Source organism: Sphingomonas sp. BK345 (assembly GCF_014193845.1).
Taxonomy (GTDB): Bacteria; Pseudomonadota; Alphaproteobacteria; order Sphingomonadales; family Sphingomonadaceae; genus Sphingomonas.
In genome coordinates this window covers 1025652-1045465 of the sequence record NZ_JACHZX010000001.1, presented here as the reverse complement: position 1 = coordinate 1045465, position 19814 = coordinate 1025652, and the positions used below count along the sequence as shown (strand labels likewise).

General features: G+C 70.7%; 16 protein-coding genes. 9 read left to right on the top strand and 7 right to left on the bottom strand.

Annotated elements, in window-relative coordinates; translation table 11 throughout:
- The first annotated feature begins 13 nt into the window (after nt 1-13).
- From FHY03_RS04790 to FHY03_RS04765, 6 genes are all read left to right on the top strand, one after another.
- Complete coding sequence (locus FHY03_RS04790; protein ID WP_183924284.1) at nt 14-451, top strand: c-type cytochrome; 438 nt, start codon at nt 14-16, stop codon at nt 449-451.
- A gap of 88 nt (nt 452-539) precedes the next feature.
- Nucleotides 540-1727 (top strand): CaiB/BaiF CoA-transferase family protein, encoded by a 1188-nt coding sequence (locus FHY03_RS04785; RefSeq protein ID WP_260158644.1) that lies wholly within the window; start codon nt 540-542, stop codon nt 1725-1727.
- Complete coding sequence (locus FHY03_RS04780) at nt 1724-2500, top strand: enoyl-CoA hydratase (protein ID WP_183929043.1); 777 nt, start codon at nt 1724-1726, stop codon at nt 2498-2500. The genes FHY03_RS04785 and FHY03_RS04780 overlap by 4 nt, the downstream gene beginning before the upstream one ends.
- A 7-nt stretch (nt 2501-2507) precedes the next feature.
- Nucleotides 2508-3653: an L-lactate dehydrogenase gene (locus FHY03_RS04775; RefSeq protein ID WP_183929041.1), complete on the top strand. Its 1146-nt coding sequence runs from the start codon at nt 2508-2510 to the stop codon at nt 3651-3653.
- 42 nt (nt 3654-3695) lie between these two features.
- Nucleotides 3696-5030, top strand: coding sequence for an amidohydrolase family protein (locus FHY03_RS04770; protein ID WP_260158643.1), 1335 nt, complete (start codon nt 3696-3698; stop codon nt 5028-5030).
- Nucleotides 5027-6352, top strand: a complete 1326-nt coding sequence (locus FHY03_RS04765; protein ID WP_183929039.1) for an MFS transporter — start codon at nt 5027-5029, stop codon at nt 6350-6352. Before FHY03_RS04770 ends, FHY03_RS04765 begins: the two co-directional genes overlap by 4 nt.
- 19 nt (nt 6353-6371) lie before the next feature.
- Here the strand turns inward: FHY03_RS04765 and FHY03_RS04760 are convergent, their stop codons facing one another.
- From FHY03_RS04760 to FHY03_RS04735, 6 genes are all read right to left on the bottom strand, one after another.
- Nucleotides 6372-7070 carry a GntR family transcriptional regulator gene (locus FHY03_RS04760; RefSeq protein ID WP_183924280.1) on the bottom strand — a complete coding sequence of 233 codons (699 nt, stop codon included), beginning with the start codon at nt 7068-7070 and terminating at the stop codon, nt 6372-6374.
- A gap of 421 nt (nt 7071-7491) precedes the next feature.
- Nucleotides 7492-9516, bottom strand: coding sequence for a beta-L-arabinofuranosidase domain-containing protein (locus FHY03_RS04755; RefSeq protein WP_183929037.1), 2025 nt, complete (start codon nt 9514-9516; stop codon nt 7492-7494).
- 23 nt (nt 9517-9539) lie between these two features.
- Complete coding sequence (locus FHY03_RS04750; RefSeq protein WP_183929035.1) at nt 9540-11630, bottom strand: glutaminase family protein; 2091 nt, start codon at nt 11628-11630, stop codon at nt 9540-9542.
- A gap of 32 nt (nt 11631-11662) precedes the next feature.
- Complete coding sequence (locus FHY03_RS04745) at nt 11663-14434, bottom strand: TonB-dependent receptor (RefSeq protein WP_183929033.1); 2772 nt, start codon at nt 14432-14434, stop codon at nt 11663-11665.
- 340 nt (nt 14435-14774) lie between these two features.
- Complete coding sequence (gene dnaN / locus FHY03_RS04740; RefSeq protein ID WP_183929031.1) at nt 14775-15878, bottom strand: DNA polymerase III subunit beta; 1104 nt, start codon at nt 15876-15878, stop codon at nt 14775-14777.
- Between the two features lie 239 nt (nt 15879-16117).
- Nucleotides 16118-16732, bottom strand: coding sequence for an outer membrane protein (locus FHY03_RS04735; RefSeq protein WP_183924275.1), 615 nt, complete (start codon nt 16730-16732; stop codon nt 16118-16120).
- Between the two features lie 158 nt (nt 16733-16890).
- Here FHY03_RS04735 and FHY03_RS04730 point away from each other — a divergent pair, with 158 nt between their 5' ends.
- The 3 genes from FHY03_RS04730 to FHY03_RS04720 all read left to right on the top strand — a co-directional run bounded on the left by FHY03_RS04730 (nt 16891) and on the right by FHY03_RS04720 (nt 19584).
- Nucleotides 16891-17358 (top strand): hypothetical protein, encoded by a 468-nt coding sequence (locus FHY03_RS04730; protein WP_183924273.1) that lies wholly within the window; start codon nt 16891-16893, stop codon nt 17356-17358.
- A gap of 266 nt (nt 17359-17624) precedes the next feature.
- Nucleotides 17625-18833 (top strand): 23S rRNA (adenine(2503)-C(2))-methyltransferase RlmN, encoded by a 1209-nt coding sequence (gene rlmN, locus FHY03_RS04725; RefSeq protein WP_183924271.1) that lies wholly within the window; start codon nt 17625-17627, stop codon nt 18831-18833.
- On the top strand, nt 18826-19584 hold the full coding sequence (locus FHY03_RS04720) for a sulfite exporter TauE/SafE family protein (protein ID WP_260158641.1): 759 nt from the start codon (nt 18826-18828) through the stop codon (nt 19582-19584). The genes rlmN and FHY03_RS04720 overlap by 8 nt, the downstream gene beginning before the upstream one ends.
- Here FHY03_RS04720 and FHY03_RS04715 read toward each other — a convergent pair.
- Nucleotides 19538-19741 (bottom strand): hypothetical protein, encoded by a 204-nt coding sequence (locus FHY03_RS04715; protein WP_183924267.1) that lies wholly within the window; start codon nt 19739-19741, stop codon nt 19538-19540. The two genes, FHY03_RS04720 and FHY03_RS04715, sit on opposite strands and share 47 nt — an antisense overlap.
- Nucleotides 19742-19814 lie beyond the last annotated feature (73 nt).

Genomic DNA, 19814 nt, shown 5'->3' with positions numbered 1-19814 from the left:
CCCAGAGGTGCGCATGACCCAGCCGTCGCTCCGCCCGTTGCTCGCCGTCGCGCTGGTCGCGCTGCCCGCGGTGGCGCTGTCGCAGGCCGCGCCCACAAGTGTTTGGGGCGGCGTCTACACCGAGGCGCAGGTGCAGCGCGGCGCCGCGGTCTATGCCGCCAACTGCGCGAGCTGCCACGGCGACGCACTCGGCGGCAACGACCAGGCGCCGGCGCTGGCGGGCAGTGGCTTCCTCGCCAATTGGAACGGCCAGACCGCGGCGGCGCTGTTCACGCGGATCAAGACGACGATGCCGTTCGACAATCCCAACTCGCTCGGCGCCGCCAAGGTGGCCGACGTCGAGGCGATGATCCTGTCGAAGAACGGCTTCCCTGCGGGCGCGGCGGAGCTGCCGAGCGACGCGGGGGCGCTCGGCACGATCGCGATCACGCAGGACAAGCCGGGCGCATGAGCGCGCGCTGGCCCTTGCCGTCGCATGCGTCTATTGTATGCAAGATGTGTAAGGTGAATACACGAGAGCGCCGGGGGGCGGGGCGAGGATGATGACGGGCAATCAGCCACTGACGGGGATCCGGGTGCTCGACGTGTCGCAGGTGATGGCGGGGCCGTTCTGCTGCATGCTGCTGGGCGACATGGGTGCCGACGTCATCAAGGTGGAGCCGCCGCACGTCGGCGACAGCTCGCGCCGCTCGATGGGGTTCCGGCTCAAGGGCGAGGACAGTCCCGGCTTCCTCGCGCTCAACCGCAACAAGCGCAGCATCGTGCTCGACCTCAAGGACGCGGCCGACCGCGACACCTTCTACGCCCTGGTCGACACCGCCGACGTGCTGGTGGAGAACGGCCGTCCCGGCGTCGCCGCGCGGCTGGGCATGGGCTATGAGACGCTGCGCGCGCGCAACCCGCGGCTGATCTACGCCAGCATCTCGGGCTTCGGCGCGAGCGGACCCTGGGCGACGCGGCCCGGCTATGACCTCATCGCGCAGGCGATGTCGGGGCTGATCAGCGCGGTCGGCCTCCCCGACGCCGAACCGGTCAAGAACACCACGCCCGTCGGGGATCTCGGCTCGGCGCTGTTCGCGGCCTATGGCATCCTGTCCGCACTGTTCGTGCGCGAGCGCACCGGCGAGGGGCAGCTCGTCACCGCCTCGCTGTTCGAGGCCGCGCTCGGCCTGTCGGTGTGGGAGACCGCGGAGCTGTGGGGCACCGGCAAGAGTCCGCGCCCGCTCGGCAGCGCCAATCGCATGTCTGCGCCCTATCAGGCGGTGGAGGCGGCGGACGGCTGGTTCGTCTTCGCCGCCGCCAACCAGAAGCTGTGGCTCGCGCTGCTCGGCGTGATCGATCGCGGCGAGCTGGCGGACGACCCGCGCTTCGTCGACAACAGCGCGCGCGTCGGCAACGCGCGCGACCTGATCGAGCTGCTCCGTCCCAGCTTCCGCGCGCGCCCCGTCGCCGACTGGGTCGACGCGCTGCTCGCCGCCGGCGTGCCCGCCGGGCCGATCCTCGACTATGCGCAGTCGACCACCAGCGAGCACGCGCAGGCGCGCGCGATGGTGCAGGACATCCCGCACCCGGTGGAGGGCAGCATCAAGGCGCTCGGCTTTCCGGTGAAGCTGTCGGCGACCCCGCAGCAGGTGCGCTATCCCCCACCGCTGCTCGACCAGCACGGCGACGAGATCCGCGGCGAGCTGCGCGCGGCGGGCCGGCTGGCGCAGGGCGCGACGGCGTGAGCGCGGGCGTTACCCGCTACGAGAAGCAGGGCGCGGTCGCGCGCATCACCTTCGACCGCCCCGCGGCGTACAACGCGCTCACCTGGGACATGTGGCGCGGGCTGGGCGCGGCCTGCGCCGCGATCGCCGCCGACCGCGAGGTGCGGGTCGTCACGTTGCGCGGCGCGGGGGGCAAGGCGTTCGTCTCGGGCACCGACATCGCCGGCTTCCGCGACTTCACCGGCGGCGAACAGGGCGTCGCCTACGAGGCCGAGATGGACGGCTATGTCGGCGCGGTCGAGGCGCTGCCGCAGCCGGTGATCGCGATCGTCGACGGCTGGGCGGTCGGCGGCGGGCTGGCGCTGGCGTTCGCGAGCGACTTCCGCGTCGCGGCCGCGGGCGCGCGGTTCGGCTCGCCGCTGGCGCGGACGATCGGCAACTGCCTGTCCGCGCGCGGTTATGGCCGGCTGGTCCAGCATGCCGGCGTGGCGATGGCGAAGCGGCTGCTGCTCGGCGCCGAGATCGTCGACGCGGCCGAGCTGCACGCGCTCGGGCTGGTCAACGCGGTGGTCGCGCCCGCGGAGATCGACGCCACCGTCGCCGCGCTGGTCGAGCGGCTGCTCGCGCACGCGCCGCTGACGATGGCGGTGAGCAAGGAGGCGATCCGCCGCGCCGCCGTCGCCGCGCAGCCCGACATCGCCGACCTGATCGCGCGCGTCTACGGCAGCGCCGACTTCGCCGAGGGCGTGCGCGCTTTCCTCGCCAAGGACACGCCGCAGTGGCGTGGCGCGTGAGCGGGCGATGATCGCCGCCTCGGTCGACGATTTCCGGGAGATGGCGCGGCGGCGCCTGCCCGACTTCCTGTTCGAATATATCGACGGCGGCTCCTATGCCGAGGAGACGCTGCGCGCCAACACCGCCGATCTCGCCGCGCTGAAGCTGCGCCAGCGCGTGATGCGCGACGTCGACGGGCTCAGCCTAGGCACGACACTGATGGGGCAGGCGGCGGACTTCCCGGTGGCGCTCGCGCCGATCGGGCTCGCCGGGCTGTACGCGCGGCGCGGCGAGGTGCAGGCGGCGCGCGCGGCGGCGGCGGCGGGGGTGCCGTTCATCCTCTCCTCCTCGTCCTGCTGCGGGATCGAGGAGGTGGCCGCGGCGGCGCCGGTGATGCTCCAGCTCTACATCATCAAGGACCGCGGCTTCATGGAGGACCTGCTCGCGCGCACCGCCGCGCTGGGGGTCGAGACGCTGGTGCTGACGGTCGACCTGATCGTGCACAGCCCGCGCCGCCGCGATGTGCGCACTAGCCTGACCGGCGACCAGGGCGCGGCGGCGCGGCTGCGGCGCGCGGTGGAGATCGCACGCCATCCGGCGTGGGCATGGGACGTCGGCGTGCGCGGGCGGCCGCACACGCTCGGCAACTACGCCGCCAAGATGCCGGGCGGCGCCGGGCTGGCCGAGTTCACCGCCTGGGTCAGCCGCAACTTCGACGCCTCGGTCACCTGGGCCGACCTCGACTGGCTGCGCCGGCATTGGCGCGGGCGGCTCGTCATCAAGGGCGTGCTCGACGCCGAGGACGCGCGCGACGCGGTCGCGGCCGGGGCGGAGTCGATCATCGTCTCCAACCACGGCGGCCGTCAGCTCGACGGCGCGCCCTCCGCGATCGCCGCGCTGCCGCGCGTGGTGGCGGCGGTCGACGGCCGCGCCGAGGTGCTGATGGACGGCGGCATCCGCTCGGGGACCGACATCCTGCGCGCGCTCGCGCTCGGCGCGCGCGGCGTGCTGCTGGGGCGCGCCTGGGCCTATGCGCTCGGCGCGCAGGGCGGGGCGGGGGTGACGCGGATGCTCGCGCTGCTGCGCCACGAGCTGGCGGTGGCGATGGCGCTGGCGGGGCAGCGCGACGTGACGGCGGTGGGGCGCGACGTGCTGGTCGCCCCGCCGCGCTGAGCGACCCGCCGCGTGATGCTGGAACAGCCTGGGAGGATGACGATGCGACGGACGATGACGGGTGCGGCGCGATGGGCGCCGCTCGCCGCGCTGCTGCTGGCGGGCGCGGCGCGCGCGGAGCCGGTGCTCTACCGCGGCTTCACGCTGATCGACGGCACCGGCGCCGTGCCGCGCGCGGGGCAGGCGATGCTGGTCGAGGGCGCGCGGATCCGCTGGGTCGGCGCGCAGGGCAAGGCGCCGAAGCGCCGCGGCGTGCGCACCGTCGACCTCGGCGGCAAGTACCTGATGCCCGGGATCATCGATCTCCACATCCACATCGGCACGGTGCGCGACCTCGTCCAGAAGGCGGAGTATTTCACCCCCGAGTCGGTACGGCGCGACCTGCGCACCTACGCCGCCTTCGGCGTGACCACGGTACAGTCGATGGGCACCGACAAGGACAGCGTGCTCGCGATCCGCGACGCCGGCCGCGACGGTCCGCAGACGATGGCGCGGCTGCTGACCGCGGGGCAGGGGCTGGTGTTCAAGGGCGGCTATGGCGGCGTGCCGGGGATCAATCACCCCGTCGCCACGCCCGAGGAGGCGGCCGCCGAGGTCGACGCGCAGGCGCGCAAGGGCGTCGACTATATCAAGCTGTGGATGGACGACGAGCTCGGCGCGATGCCGAAGATGCCCTACGCGATCAGCAAGGCGATCATCGACGCCGGCCACCGCCGCGGCAAGCGCGTGCTCGCCCATGTCTTCTACCTCGCCGACGCCAAGATGCTGGTGGCGCAGGGGATCGACGGCTTCATGCACAGCGTGCGCGACAGGCCGGTCGACGCCGAGCTGATCGGGGCGATGAAGGCGCACGGCGTGTGGCAGGGCGCCGGCACGCTCAGCCGCGAGGCCGCGGTCTACGCCTTCGCCGCGGACAATCCGCGCACGCGCGACCCGTTCTTCCGCCAGGCCGCCGACCCCGCCACGATCGCGGGGCTGGAGAGTCCCGAGCGCGAGAAGTCGATCGCGTCGAGCCGCATCTATCCCGCGCTGCCGAGGATCGACGAGCAGGCGCGCGACAATGAAATGGCGCTGGCGCGCGCTGGGGTCCGCTACGGCTTCGGCACCGACGCGGGGCCGCCGGGGCGGCTGCCGGGCTATTCCGAACATTGGGAGCTGGAGCAGCTGGTGAAGGCGGGCTTCACCCCGGCGCAGGCGATCCACGCCGCGACCGGCCGCTCCGCGCAGTGGCTCGGCACCGGCGACCGCGGCGTGATCGCGACCGGCCGCCTCGCCGATTTCGTCGTGCTCGACGCCGACCCGACGCGCGACATCCGCAACAGCCGCCGCATCGCCGCGGTCTATGTCGGCGGCACCAAGGTACCGTCGGTCCGATGAGCGGGGTGCCGCTCGCCGCGGCGCCGGTGCCCGCATCCGCCGGCGCCCCCGCGGCGATGCGGCCGACGCGGGTGCGCCACGTCGTGCTGTGGCTCACCGTGCTGGCCTATATGATCACCTACATGGACCGCGTGGTCATCTCGGTGACCGGGCCGATGATCCAGCAGGAATATGGCATCGGCGACCGCGCCTGGGGCTGGGTGCTGGGCGTGTTCCAGATCGGCTATGCCTTGTTCCAGATCCCCGGTGGCTGGCTCGGCGACCGCTTCGGCCCGCGCCGCGTGCTCACCGCGGTGGTGATATGGTGGTCGAGCTTCACCGCGCTGACGACCGCGACTTGGAGCATCGGCTCGCTGATCGCCTGCCGCTTCCTGTTCGGCTGCGGCGAGGCGGGCGCCTTCCCCAACGCGACGCGCTCGCTCAGCCGCTGGATGCTGCCCGCCGAGCGCGGCTTCGCGCAGGGCGTGACCCACGCGGGCGCGCGGCTCGGCGCGGCGCTGACGCCGCTGCTGGTGGTATGGCTGATGATCCACCTCGGCTGGCGCGCGCCGTTCCTGATCTTCGCGGGGCTGGGACTGGTCTGGGCCGCGGTGTGGTTCGGCTATTACCGCGACCGGCCGCAGGATCATGCCGGCACCAACGCCGCCGAGCGCGAGATGATCGCGGCGGCGCTGGCGCCGCAGGCCGCGGCCGGCGCTACGGCGCGGGTGCCGTGGCGGCGCATCCTGGCGCAGCCGCAGCTCTGGCTGATCTCGGCGATGTATTTCTGCTACGCCTATTCGATCAACATCTTCCTGACATGGTTCCCCAAGTATCTCGGCGAGGTGCGCGATTTCGAGCTGGCGCGGATGGGGCTGTTCGCCAGCCTGCCGCTGATGGCGGGCGTGGTCGGAGACGTGGCGGGAGGTTGGGTGTCGGACCATCTGCTGCGGCGCACCGGCCGCGTCACCTGGGCGCGGCGCGCGGTGGCGGTGGTGGGCTTCGCGCTCGCCGCCGTGGCGATCCCCGCGGGGGTGCTGAGCCACTCGCCGCTGGTGAGCGTGGCCTGGTTCGCGCTCGCGGTGTTCGGGCTGGAGCTGACCGTCGGCGTCTCCTGGGCGCTGACGCTCGACGTCGGCGGGGTCTATGCCGGGTCGGTGTCCGCGGTGATGAACACGTTCGGCAATATCGGCGGCGCGCTCGCGGCGGTGATCACCGGCTATATCCTCCACTGGAGCGGGTGGAATGCGGCGATGTACGTGCTCGCCGCGCTGTCGGCGCTGGGCGGGCTGCTGTTCCTGCGGATCGACGCGTCGCGCCTGCTCTATCGCGGCGGCGGCTGAGCCCGTTGCCGCGGCGGCGTCACTCGGCGCCGGGCGCGCTCCTGTACGCCCGCGACCTTTGCTCGCGCCGCGCGCGCTTGCGCGCCTCCTGGATGCTGTTGGCCCCGTTGTCGAAGTGCGCCTCCATCAGCCGCGCGATCGCGGCGACGTCGCGGGCGCGGAAGGCGCGCTCGATCTCGACATGCTCCTGGAACGCCTCGGCCCAGCGCGCGTGGTCGAGCGTGCTGACGTGGCGCGCGCGCTCCGCCCGCGGCAGCAGCAGCCGCCACGCCAGCACCAGAGAGGTATTGCCGGAGGACTCGACGATATGCTCGTGGATCAGCCGGTTGGCTTCCAGATAGCGCGGCCGGTCGCGCACCTCGAAATAATGCGCCAGATCGCCCTGCAGCTCGGAGAGCACCTCCATGTCCTCGGGCCGCATCCGCTCGCACGCGAGCCGTGCCGCGAGCGACTCGAGCGCGCCGAGCACGCTGAAGACGTCCGAGGCGGCCTGTTCGTCGAGCTGGCTGACCTGCACCGTCCGGTTGGGCAGCAGCGTCACCAGTCCCTCTGCCGCCAGCGTCCGCAATGCCTCGCGAACGGGCGTGCGCGACGTGCCGAACTGCTCGCTGAGCGCGACCTCGCGGAGCGGTTCGCCGGGAGCGAGCTCGCCGGAGAGGATCATCCGGCGCAGCAGCGTGACCGCCTCCTGGTGGCGGTCACCCTTGCGCGCAGGCACGCGGACATCGATGGGAGGAGCCTCGGCGGACATTGCATGCTCATAACCGAACGTGTCGACAACGGCAAACCGGGGCGATGTCACGCGCGCCTTCGTGCCGGAGAAGACGAGGGACGCGCTGCACCGCCTCGCCGCAGCTCGAGCCCGCCGGCGGGGTGGCAACCCGAGCAGGGGCGGGCGCGCGTCGACGAACTCGCCCGCCTCGTCGTCCGCCTTCCGCACGCGGACCGAACCTGACGCCGCCGCGCGGGGCCGATCGCTTCGACGCGGAGAGAAGATACGATCACGGCGAAGGATCGCGCCTGCTGTGAATGGCCCTCTGAGAAACCGCGCGTCAGTCGGAGGAACAGCCCGACCGAGTACGCGAGGCCGCCTCTGTTTGCTCTGCCCGCCGCTGCGACGCGCTCGCTGGTCGGGTCGATCAGAGGACGCGCGACGGGAAGGCGGTGATGCGGAGCTTGGGCACACCGTAAGGCATCAAGACGAGCGTACGTCGGGCACCGGATGGCTTCGCTGCCGCCGGAGGGGGGCTTGCCGCACCATCCGTGATCCCCCACCCGTCGATCGGCACTGCCTGTGTGGTGAGGAGCACCGCGGGCGAGCGGCGCGAGAAGGGCACTGGCCCGACCGAGCGCTCGACACGCTCGAGGGGAGCGCCGGGTGTCACCGCGAACGCCCAGCGGCTGGCCGGACGGATCTCCCAGTCGGCGGTGAGCCCGCGCTGGCGCACCTTGGTCCACTTCTCCTCGATCGGCAGCGCGAACACCAGCGCACCGTCCTCGAAGCTGGTCCATCCTTCCGGAGAGACGACCGCGCGCGGGCTGCTGGTGAAGGCGAGCTCGATGCGATCGCCCGGCCGCCACTCGCGCTCGACGCGCACGAAGCCCCGGTCGGGCCGCGCCGGCTGCGCCTCGCCGTTGACGAGCACGCTCGTTTGCTGGGACCAGCCCGGGACCCGCAGCCGGATCGGGAAGGTCAACGGTCGCGCGGGCTCTACCGCGATGGCGACGGCATGGCGGAACGGATAGTCGGTCTCCTGCCGCAGCGTGACCGGCACGTCGCGCACTCGCGTCGCGACGGTGCAGGGCGCGTAGAGCGTCGCCGCCAGCCCGCCGTCGGCCGAGGCCATCCACAGATGGGTGGTCAGCTTGGGCCAGCCCTGGTGGAAGTTGGCGGTGCAGCAGCCGAAATGCGGCTCGAGCCCGAACATGTTCGATTCAGGCCCGTTGGTGGTCCAGGGACCGGGACCGTGGACGCATTGCACCTGGTTGGGCTGCTGATCGTACTGGTGCGCCCACATGTCGTCGGTGAAGGTGGCGGGCAGCGCGTTATAGGCGAGCCGCTCGATCCGGTCGGCCAGGTCCGCGTCGCCGGTGATCGCCAGCGCCTGTTCGAGCGAGTACATCGCCTCGACGATCGCGCACAATTCGACCCCCTGGCTCGGGCTGCGCCCGGCGAGATGCTCGTCGGCCGAGTAGATGCCGATCGGCAGCCCGTGATAGCGGTCGAGTGCGCCGAGCTGCCGCCGGATCGCGGCGCGATCCGCCGCGTCGCCCGACACCACCGACCAGACCGGCGAGACCTTGAGCGCCTGCGCGTTGTTGACGCCGTGGACCGAGAGCGCCGGATCCTTCAGCCCCTCGGGCACCTCGCCGGGCACGTCGGGCTTGTCGAGCCCGATCGCCCGTTTGCTGGTCTTGGTGCGATAGGGGTAATCGGCGAACAGCCCCTGCCAGTCATAGCCCTGCCGCTTGAGCAGCGCGGCCAGTTCGAGCAGGCTGGCCTCGCCGGTGCGATTGTACAGCCAGATCACCGATACGACCTGGTCCTGCCAGCGGAACTTGCCCCAGTCCTTCAGCGGGCGCGCGGGCAGGGCGTTCAGCTGCTGCGCGAAATAGGCGGTCATCAGCCGGAGCACGCGCGGGTCGCCGGTGAGCTCGTGATATTGGGTGAGCACCTTGAGCATCACCATGCGCGGCCACCAGTCGTCGTTGCTGGCGGGACCGAACATGCCGTCGGGGCGCTGGCTCGCCAGCGTCCACTCGACGAAGCGCTGCGCCTTCGCCTTGAGCGCGGGATCGTCGAGCTGCCACGCCAGCGGCAGCAGCCCGTCAAGGAAATAGGGGCCGCGCTCCCAGCTCTCGCCGGTGCCGCCGAGCCAGCCGCTGTTGGCGCCGACGTCGGGCCAGGTCTCGTCGAGCCGTCCGCCCATGCCGCGCGCCTGGATCTCGAGCTGGCGCCGCAGCCAGCCGGCGGGCTTGATCGCGCCGGTCGGCAGCGGCTGGAGCGGCTGCGGCGCGAGCGGGGCGCGGTTCTGCGTCAGCGGTGCCGCCTCAGGCGCGGCCCTAGGCGCGGCGTGGAGCGGGGCGAGCTTCGCGAGACCGGCGAGCGCCGCGCTCGCGGTGGTGGCGCGGAGCAGCGCGCGGCGGCTGATCGAATAGGCCATGTCTCTCGTCCTCGCTGTCCGGCTCACTTGGCGGCACGCGCGGCCCATTTGCGCCACAGCGCCGGGTCGTCGAGCATCTTGATGTACACGCCGCCGACCACCGCGCGCGCCTGGAAGCCGACCTGCGCGCCGTCCTTGGTCTCGTACCAGTCGCTCAGCGGCACGCGCGTCGGCGTCTCCTGCATGTAGCGGTGGAGCGGCTCGACCAGGCCCTCGAAGGTGGCGCGATCATCGGCCAGCGTGGCGCTCCACGTGATCCAGTCGAGCTTGGTGTAGGTCTTGCGGCTGTCGAGCGGCAGGCCGTACTTGCCCTGGTGGCGCTGGTAGAAGGCCAGCTCGCTGCGCCGGAGCGACGCCGGGAACAGCCCGCGGCCCAGCACCTTGTCCCACACCAGATTGTACTTCTGGCTCCACGTGCCGGGCTGGTCGAAGGCGAGTTTGGTGTGGTCGCCGTCCTGCGCCATCACCTGCCAGCGCGCCGCCATCTGCTTGGCGGTGGCGCGATAGCGCGCCGCGTCCTGCTTCTTGCCGAGCAGCCGTGCCAGCTCGGCATAAGCGTCGAGCGCGCTGATCGCCTTGATCGACAAATTGGTGTTGTGCGCGAGATGTCCGGCGAAATCGTCGGTGCTGAGCTGGTTCTCGGGGTCGAGCCCCTTGTCGCGGAGGAACTCGGCCCAGCGCGTCAGCAGCGGCCAGTAGCGCCGGGCGAAGTCGGCGTTGCCCTGCACCTTGGCGAGCGCGCCGATCATCAGCAGCATGTTGCCGCTCTCCTCGACCGGCATCTGGTCGTCCTCGCTGCGCTCCCCGCCGCCATAAACCTGCCCGTTGGCCTGCGGGTAGGTGCCGATATCGTGCGGCGCGAAGGGAAAGCGCCACCGCGGCATATTGGAATAGTCGAGGATCGGGCGCAGCTGCGCCTCGAGCAGGCGGGGGTTGAGCAGCAGAAAGAAGGGCGAGGTGGGATAGGTGATGTCCACCGTCGCGATGCAGCCGTTGCTGAAATTCTCCTTGGAGAAATAGAGCGGCGTGCCGTCGATGTCGGCGACCAGTTTGTGCGCCGCGAGCGTCTGGCGATACGCCAGCACCGCCAGCTCGGCATAGGCGCGGCCGCCGGCGCGCTCGAGGTCGGCGGTGAGCTCGCGGTCGAAGGCGGCGGCGCGCTCGCGCAGCACCGGCTCGTCGCGCTCGGAGACCTGGAGCAGCTGCGCCATCGTCATGCCGTCGCGGCGCCAGTAGGCGGGGAGGCGTCGCTTGAAATATTCGATCGAGTCGATGTCGTCATAGGCGAGCATCGCGCGCCGCGTCACCGGCTCGGCGCCGACGCTGCCGAGATCGAAGCGCGCCGCCAGCAACGGGCGGTTCTGGTGCGCCAGCCGCGGCATGGCGAGGTCGTCGGGCATCGGCGCGGCGCCATCGCGGAAGGCGGCGCGCTCGCCCTCGCCGATCGTCGCGGTGGTGGTGCCGGGCTGCTGCGGCACCGCGAGCTGCGCCCAGCCCCAGTCGATCCGCACGTTGTCGCCGACCTTCTGGAGCACCTGCTGCGAGGTGGTGCCGACGCGCAGTACCGCCATGTCGCCGACGCGGCTGCTGCCCCACACCACCTGCTGCTGCTCGTCGTTGACCGCGAGCTGCGCGCTGGCGTCGACATAGACCTGCACCGCGTGCGCGCGCCCGTCGGTCGAGCGCACCGTCCAGCTGAGATAGGTGACCGGGCGCGAGACGAGGTCGAGGTCGTCGGGCAGCGCGGGCGAGAGGAAGGTGGCGGTGAGCCGCACCCCGCCGCCGTCGAAGTCGTAGCTGGTGCGCGTCGGGGTGAGCTCGCGCGACACCTGCGTCATCGCGTCGCCGCGGCCGCCGCCCATGAAGCGCAGCGCCTTGCCGTCGACGCGGACCCAGCCGCTGATCTGCTGCTCGCTGCCGGTCCAGTGCCGCGTCGGCGCGTCGTTGAGCTTGTCGGTCAGGCTCCACAGGCTGAAGTACGGGTCGTGCGCCACCAGGGGGGTGGCGGGCGTGCGCACGGTGACCGGCGCCTGCGCGCGGAGCGGCGCGGCGAGCGGCAGTGCGACGAGGCCGGCGAGCGTGAACGCGCGGGCGGCGAGACGGGTGGCGGGCATCCTGGCTCCTGCGTGAGGGAGAGGCGACGGCATCAGAAGCGGAAGCGCGCGCCGAGCGAGAAGGTCCGCGCCTCGTAGCGGATGTCGCGCGGGTAGCTCTGCGTGTCGCTGAAGTTGCGGACGTTCTGGAACGGCACCCCGGTCAGGTTGGTGGCGTCGAAGGTGAAGGTCAGGAACTCGACCGGGGTGAAGGCGGCGGAGAAGTCGAGCCGCGCGGTCGCGCGCGTATATTCGCCGGCGACCGCCGACTCGCTCTCGGTGTTGTTGTAGAAGTTCACCCAGTCAGTGCGGTAATTGTACGCCAGTCGCGCCGACACCGGTCCCTTCTCGTAGAGCAGGTTGGCGTTGTAGGTCCATTTCGACGTGTTGGGCACCCGCACGAGCCGGCCCTGCTCGCCCAATACCGTCGGCAGCGCCTGCTTGCCGTCGAGATAGGTGCCGTTGAGCTGGGTGCCGAAGCCGCTCAACACGCCGGGCAGGAAGTCGAAGAAGGTGGTGAAGGCCAGCTCAACGCCCTGGATGCGTCCCTCGCCGGCATTCTCGGGGCGGGTCACCTGGATGTTGCCGAAGCCGGGGACCTGCTGGAACACCGTGTAGTTGCTGATGAAGCCCTTGAGGTCGCGGCGGAACACCGCGCCGGTCAGCGATCCGGTGCGGCTGAAATACCATTCCAGCGAGACGTCGTAGTTCTTCGACTGGATCGGCTCGAGGTCGATGTTGCCGCTGCTGCCGTTATAGTCGCCCAGATTCACCGAGTCGCGCTGGAGCACGAAGGCGGGATTGCTCTGGCCGAAGGTGGGGCGCGTGCGCGTCTCGGTGGCGGAGGCGCGGAACTGGAGCTGGTCGGTCAGCCGCGCGCGCAGGCTGACGTTGGGCAGCACGTCGACGTAATTCTTGCGATCGTCGGTGATGCGCACGTCGCCGTCGACCGAGCCGAGCCCGACCGTCTGGATGGTGGTGTTGACGACGCGCGCGCCGACCACGCCGTCGAGCGGGAGGCCGCCGAGCTCGAAGGCGTAGTGAAGCTGGCCATAGAAGGCATAGGATTTCTCGTCCGCGGCGAACTGCGTGGTATAGGGCGGCAGTGCCGGGTCCCACAATTCGGGGCGCTGGTCGGCGTTGCCGAGATTGCTGATCCGCAGACGGTCCTGCGCGAAGGCGCGCAGCGCCTCGATATTATCGAAGACGTCCTGCCCGCTGGGGGCGTACCATTGCCGCGTCGGCTGCGCGTCGCTGCCGCGGAAACCTTCCTTCACCAGCCCGCCCATGCCGATCGGCGCCGCGGTCAGCGGCACGCGCTGCGCGCGGATGTTGGCGTAGCGCGTGCCGTCGGCGAAGCTGCTCTTGCGCGTGGTGAAGCGCGTGCCGAACTGGATCTTGTCGATCCCGTCGAGATCGAAGTCGAGCTCGAGATCGTTGCGCCATTGCCAGCCCGAGCCGCGCCCTTCGCGACGCCGGTCGAAGATGCCGCGGATGACGTAATTGTTCGGGTCGGTCAGGTCGAAGCCCGGCAGCGAGAACTCGACCCCGCCATAGTCGCGGTCGATGTCGAAGCTGATGTCGGCGGTCGCCGGGTCGCGCGCGGCGAAGTCGAAGCCGTAGTCGGTGAAATAGTTTCGCGTGTCGGTATAAGCGATATCGGTGCTGAACCTGGCGTGCTCGCCCTTGATGCTGCCTCCGCCGGCGAACTGATAGGTGTTGGTGGTGCTGTGCGGCACGCCGCGGAACAGGTCGGTGCCGATCGAGCCCTCGCCGCCCGAGCGGGTGAGGCTCTTGACCTTGCCCGGATCGTCCTCGTCGAGCACGACGTTGCTGAAGGTCGGGTTGCCGTTGCGCAGCCGGATCGCGAGCTCGCTGTTCTGCTCGCGGCCGCGATAGCCCTGGTAGAGGCCCTCCAGGTACAGCTCGACGTTGGCGGCCGGGCGCCACTGCAGCGAGCCGTTCACCGACGGGCGCCAGCGCTTGCCGTTGTTGTAGAAGATGCCGACCGATTCCGGGATCTTGAAGTCGCGGCCGACGCCGGGGGTGGTGATCACCTGGCCGTCGACCGGCGTGTCGACGTCGCCGCTGTCCCATCGCGCCGAGGTGAGATAGTTGGTCTGCGTGTAGGACACGTTGATCAGCGCGCCGAATTCGCCGATCGGCGTGTCGAAGCGATCGGTGACCAACAGGCTGCCCTGCGGATCGACCCTGCGCGCCTGGTCGCCGTAGATGCCGCGGATCGAGCCGGCGATCTCGAAGCCGTCGAAGTCGAACGGACGGCGCGAGCGCACGTTGACGAGCCCGGCGATGCCGCCCTCGACCAGATCGGCGGTGGTCGCCTTGTAGACCTCGAGCCCGGCGAGCGAGGCGGCGGGGAAATCCTGGAACGCCACCTGGCGCCCCTCGGCGGTGTAGAGCTCGCGCCCGTTGAAGGTGGTGGTGACGTCGGGCAGGCCGCGTACGGAGACGCCGTTGGCCTCGTCCTGCGAGCGCGACACCTGCACGCCGGTGATCCGCGCCAGCGCCTCGGCGGCGTTGTTGTCGGGCAGCTTGCCGATGTCCTCGGCGACGACCGCATCGAGGATCTGGTCGGAGTCGCGCTTGAGTGCCTGCGCCCCCTGGACGCTGCGGCGCAGGCCGGTGACGACGATGTCCTCCTCGCCGACGGCCGGGGGTGCACTCGCGTCGGCGGCGGCGACTTGGCCGTCACTCGACGGTGGAGCCTCCTGCGTCGATGTCGCAAGATCCTGGGACCAAGCGGCCGATGTCCAGCTGAGCGCGCACGCGACCGCGAGCACGGACACAGAGTCCCTGATTGTCATTCTGTCTCTCCCGTGACCGCTTTTTCAGCGGCTTACGGGCAGGAGTACCGTGCACCGTTGATAAAAGAAAGCATATAATCAGATTATTCTGGAAGCGTTCTCACGCGCTGGAAAGGCTCAGCGTGCGGGGGCGCGACGTCACCCGCTCGCGCGCGCGTCTCGGTTGAAACTTCATGGACGAAAAGGGCGCAGGTAGTGGTCGCGGGGCGGACCAGCCGCCTTCCCGCGTGGTCGCGCGGGCGCGCGCCACAGAAAGTGTCGATGAAGCTACGAATAAGGCCGATGTTGATCGCTACATCGCTCGGCCCAATCGGTGCTTACACTGCCGCCTGCCCGCGCCTCACACCCGCATCGGCATCAGCACGTAGAGTGCGGGGCTCTTGTCGTTCTCGCGGATCAGCGTCGGCGCGGCGGCGTCGGCGAGGTGGACCTCCACCAGGTCGGTGTCGATCTGGCCGAGGATGTCGAGCAGATAGCGGCTGTTGAAGCCGATTTCGAACGGCATCGCGGCGTAGTCGCCCGGTACTTCCTCGGCGGCAGTGCCGTTCTCCGGGCTGGTCACCGACAGCGTGATCTTGTCGCGATCCAGCGCCATCTTCACCGCGCGCGTCTTCTCGGTGGCGATGGTCGAGACGCGGTCGACGCCCTGCATGAAGCTCTTCGGATCGAGCTTGAGGATCTTGTCGTTGGCGGTCGGGATCACGCGGCTGTAGTCGGGGAAGGTGCCGTCGATCAGCTTGGAGGTGAGGATCGCGCTGCCGAGATCGAAGCGGATCTTGGTGCCCGACAGCGACACGCCGACCGAGCCGTCCACCTCGTCGAGCAGTTTGCGCAGCTCGGCGATGCACTTCCGCGGGACGATCACGTCGGGCATGGCAGCGGCGCCCTCGGGCTGGTCGACCGTCACGCGCGCCAGCCGGTGCCCATCGGTCGCCGCCGCCTTGAGCACGCCCTCGGCGACGTGGAGGAAGATGCCGTTGAGATAGTAACGCGTCTCCTCGGTGGAGATGGCGAAGCGCGTCTTGTCGATGATCTGCTTGAGCGTATCGACCGGCAGCTCGAACTGGACCGGCAGCTCGCCCTCGGCGATCACCGGAAAATCGTCGCGCGGCAGCGTGCCGAGCGAGAAGCGCGCGCGCCCCGCCACGATCGTGACGCGGCCCTCGGCCGCGGCGAGCGAGACCTGAGATCCCTCGGGCAGCTTGCGCGCGATGTCGAACAGGGTGTGCGCCGAGACGGTCGTGGCACCGGGCTGGTCGACCGCGGCCGCGACGCTCTCGTTGATCTGGAGGTCGAGGTCGGTCGCCATCAGCCGCAGCTGGCCCTCGGCCGTGGCCTCGAGCAGCACGTTCGAGAGGATCGGGATGGTGTTGCGGCGCTCCACCACCGATTGCACGTGGCTCAGCCCCTTGAGCAGCGTCGCGCGTTCGATCGTCGCCTTCATCGTCACGTCCCCCGGGCCCGCAGGTCACTCACCAGGGGCAATTGGCCGACTCGTCCTAGCCAAAAGTGAAGGGCCGGAGCAAGCGCCCCGACCCTTCGCGTCTATATGAGGGCGTGGTGAGCCTCGTGTTCCTGCGCAGGCGGGAACCCAGGGTCACGCAGGCCGGCGCTGTCGGCTCTGGTCTCCTGCGTGCGCAGGAACACGATCGCCTCGGTTCCGCCCGCCCCGCCCGACGATCATCAGAAGCGGATGCCGAGGCCTGCCATCAGCTGGTGACGGTCGAGGTCGATGTTATAGCCCTCGATCTCGCCGTAATGCGAGTAGCGATACTCGCCCTTCACGAAGGCGGTCGGGGTGAGCTTGTACTCGAGCCCGGCGCCGAGGCGGAAGCCGTCGAGGTCGGCCTTGTCGACCAGCTCGTTGTCCGCGCCGGTATTGGGCTGGTAGCGGCTCTCGACGCGCGCGTTGGTGTAGCCGCCCTTGGCGTAGATCATCGCCGCGGGCGAGATCACGTAGCCGAGCCGTCCGCCGATATAAAGGTCGCGCCCCGCCTCGACCGAGAAGCGGTCGCCCGCGGTCACCTCGTTGTAGCTGCGGCTCTTGGTGGTCGCGTCGGTGATCTCGCCGTCGATCCCGTAGACGATGTTGCCGCGCTGGAAATCGTAGCCGAGCAGCGCGCCATAGGTGAAGCCCTCGCGGCCCTCGGAGTCGCCGTCGCCGCCGTCCTGCAGATTGTCGTAGCCGGCGAGCGCCTCGAGCCGCGGGCCGCTGAAGTCGCCGTTCTGTGCCAGCGCGGGGGTTGCCAGCGCGACGCCGAACGCGGCCGCGGCGGTGGCAAATGCAAGCTTACGCATGTCTCACTCCAGTCCTCTCGCCCCGACCCTGGGGCGTGGGGGGTCAATTAGTTAACGCGCGCGTCGTTGCATGAACCTCACATAAACAGGAAAAACCGTTGCTCTCGGGCCACAGCGCTCCCTAGGTGGGGCGAGGAGGCGCGGATGGGGGCAGGGTCATGCTGATCGCGGCGGCGCTGGCACTGGCGGCGGAGCGCGGAGCGCTCGGCGTGTGGCAGCGCTGGGCGGCGTTGCGCGAGGGCGAGCCGCCGCGCTGCTTCGCGGTCGCGCAGCCGGTGCGCGACGACGGCACCACCGATCGCCGCGGCGGTTTCGCCAGCGTGGTAGCGCGCGCGAGGGCGACGCGCACGCCCAGCGTCTACTTCCGTCTGTCGCGCCCGCGCGGCGACGATGCGCGCGTGACGTTGGCGGTGGGCGAGCGCCGCTTCGCGCTGGCGGGCGACGTGACGAGCGCGCGCGCGCCCGACGCCGCGACCGACCGCGCGATCGTCGCGGCGCTGCGCGCGGGGCGGCTGATGACGCTCACCACCGCCGACCGCGCGGGACGGCCGATCGCGGACAGCTACACGCTCGCTGGCGCGCCGACCGCGATCGACGCGGCGCAGCTGGGGTGTGCGGGCGGCTAAGGGTGCTGCCCCCATAGGGAGAGAGTGAAGCCTGTTGGCCTATGACTGATCCTCCCCTGCAAGGGGAGGTGGCAGGCCGCAGGCCTGACGGAGGGGTGTCAGCGGTGGTGAGTCCTGCGACACTCGCCGACCGGGTCACCCCTCCGTCAGCGCTTCGCGCTGCCACCTCCCCCCACGGGGGAGGATCGACGGACGCCTTCTACGACGCAGCTCTCTCGCCCCACACCGAACTGGAAAAACCCACGCACATCGCCTATGTGCGCGCGATGCTGACAGAGCCGGCCGCCCCCATGCCCATCCCCGGGCACATCGATCCCGTGCCCGTCCCGCGCGCCGCGGCGACGCGCCCCGACGGTCGCATCGACCTGATCGGCCTGTCCAAGGACCAGCTGCGCGAGACGCTCGCCGCCGCCGGGCTCGACCCGCGGCAGGCCAAGCTGCGCGCCAAGCAGATCTGGCACTGGATGTACAATCGCGGTGCCACCGACTTCGCGCTGATGACCGACATCGCGAAGGCGCAGCATCCGTGGCTGACCGAGCGCTTCGTGATCGGCCGCCCCGAGGTGGTGGAGGCGCAGGTCTCCAGCGACGGCACGCGCAAGTGGCTGCTGCGCTCGCCCGACGGGCAGGATTACGAGGCGGTGTTCATCCCCGACGCCGATCGGGGCACGCTCTGCGTGTCGAGCCAGGTCGGCTGCACGCTCAACTGCACCTTCTGCCATACCGGCACGATGCGGCTGGTGCGCAACCTGACCGCGGGCGAGATCGTCGGCCAGGTCATGCTGGCGCGCGACTCGCTCGGCGAGTGGCCGAGCCAGCCCGAGGGCCGCATGCTCACCAACATCGTGATGATGGGCATGGGCGAGCCGCTCTACAATTTCGACGCGGTGCGCGACGCGCTCAAGCTCGTCATGGACGGTGACGGCCTCGCGCTCAGCAAGCGCCGCATCACGCTCTCCACCTCGGGCGTGGTGCCGATGATGGCGCGCGCGGGCGAGGAGATCGGGGTGAATCTCGCGGTGTCGCTGCACGCGGTGACCAAGGAGGTGCGCGACGAGATCGTGCCGCTCAACCGCAAATACGGCATCGAGCAGCTGCTCCAGGCGTGCGCCGACTATCCCGGCGCCAACAACGCGCGCCGGATCACGTTCGAGTATGTGATGCTCAAGGACAAGAACGACTCGGACGCGGAGGCGCACGAGCTGGTGCGGCTGCTGCGCCACTATCAGCTGCCCGCCAAGGTCAACCTGATCCCGTTCAATCCCTGGCCCGGTGCGGCTTACGAGACGTCGACGCCCGAGCGCGTGCGCCGTTTCAGCGAGATCATCTTCGAGGGCGGCATCTCCGCGCCGGTGCGTACCCCGCGCGGCCGCGACATCGATGCCGCCTGCGGCCAGCTCAAGACCGCGGCCGAGAAGAAGAGCCGCGCCGAGCTCGACCGGATCGCGGCGGAGAAGCAGGCGGCGCTTGGCTGAGTGGGGTGCGGTCGCGCTGGCGGCCGGGGCGGGCGCGGTCGGCGGCGCGATGAACGCGCTCGCGGGCGGCGGCACCTTCGCCACGCTGCCGGCGCTGCTCGGCCTCGGCCTGCCCGCCAATGTCGCCAACGCCACCTCGAACGTCGCGCTGCTGCCCGGCGCGGGCGCGAGCGTGTGGAGCTTCCGCGACGAGCTCGGCCCGGTCGCAGGCGTGTCGCTGCGCCGGCTGGCGGCGGTGACCTTCGTCGCCGGGCTGGTCGGCAGCACCTTGCTGGTGGTGACGCCCAGCCGCGCCTTCGACCTGATCGTGCCGTGGCTGCTGCTGGTGGCGCTGGTCGCGATCGTGCTCGGCCCGGCCGGGGCGGTGTGGCTGGCGCGGCGGGTCACGATCGGGCGGCGCAGCCTGTTCGTCGCCCAGGCGCTGCTCGGCACCTATGGCGGCTATTTCGGCGGCGGGGTCGGGATCATGCTGACCGCGACCTACGGCCTGCTTGCCGGCGCCAGCCCGCGCGCGCTGTTCGCGCCGCGCACGCTGATGCTGGCGATGGCGAATGGCGCGGCGGCGCTGGTGTTCATCACCACTGGACTGGTGCGCTGGCAGGCGGGCGCGCCGATGCTGCTGGGCGGGATCCTCGGCGGCTGGGCCGGCGCGAGCGTGGGCAAGCGACTGCCCGCGGGCGTGGTGCGCGGCTGGACGATCCTGGTCACCGCCGCCACCACCGCGGTGTTCTTCTGGCGCGCCTACGGCTGAGGCCGCGCGGCACCCCGCCGCGCTCTTGCGTCGCCAGCGAGCGATAATGCGCGATATCATCGCCGACGAAGACGATGAGCCACAGCGCCGCGACGAAGGCGGCGAGGATCGCCGGGAGGCGCAGCGCGCGCCGGCTCGGCAGCCTGGGATCGGCCATGCGCGACTCCGTCGAAGGCGACGGGCGGCTGAGCCTAGGCGCCGACGTCGCGCGCGCACTCACTTCGACCGAA

Coding starts and splice junctions, on each gene's coding strand:
- FHY03_RS04765 (WP_183929039.1), top strand. CDS start 5,027: ATGAGCGGGGTGCCGCTCGCCGCGGCGCCGGTGCCCGCATCCGCCGGC.
- FHY03_RS04755 (WP_183929037.1), bottom strand. CDS start 9,516: ATGGCCTATTCGATCAGCCGCCGCGCGCTGCTCCGCGCCACCACCGCG.
- FHY03_RS04730 (WP_183924273.1), top strand. CDS start 16,891: ATGCTGATCGCGGCGGCGCTGGCACTGGCGGCGGAGCGCGGAGCGCTC.
- dnaN (WP_183929031.1), bottom strand. CDS start 15,878: ATGAAGGCGACGATCGAACGCGCGACGCTGCTCAAGGGGCTGAGCCAC.
- FHY03_RS04715 (WP_183924267.1), bottom strand. CDS start 19,741: ATGGCCGATCCCAGGCTGCCGAGCCGGCGCGCGCTGCGCCTCCCGGCG.
- FHY03_RS04750 (WP_183929035.1), bottom strand. CDS start 11,630: ATGCCCGCCACCCGTCTCGCCGCCCGCGCGTTCACGCTCGCCGGCCTC.
- FHY03_RS04770 (WP_260158643.1), top strand. CDS start 3,696: ATGCGACGGACGATGACGGGTGCGGCGCGATGGGCGCCGCTCGCCGCG.
- FHY03_RS04735 (WP_183924275.1), bottom strand. CDS start 16,732: ATGCGTAAGCTTGCATTTGCCACCGCCGCGGCCGCGTTCGGCGTCGCG.
- FHY03_RS04745 (WP_183929033.1), bottom strand. CDS start 14,434: ATGACAATCAGGGACTCTGTGTCCGTGCTCGCGGTCGCGTGCGCGCTC.
- rlmN (WP_183924271.1), top strand. CDS start 17,625: ATGCTGACAGAGCCGGCCGCCCCCATGCCCATCCCCGGGCACATCGAT.
- FHY03_RS04775 (WP_183929041.1), top strand. CDS start 2,508: ATGATCGCCGCCTCGGTCGACGATTTCCGGGAGATGGCGCGGCGGCGC.
- FHY03_RS04790 (WP_183924284.1), top strand. CDS start 14: ATGACCCAGCCGTCGCTCCGCCCGTTGCTCGCCGTCGCGCTGGTCGCG.
- FHY03_RS04785 (WP_260158644.1), top strand. CDS start 540: ATGATGACGGGCAATCAGCCACTGACGGGGATCCGGGTGCTCGACGTG.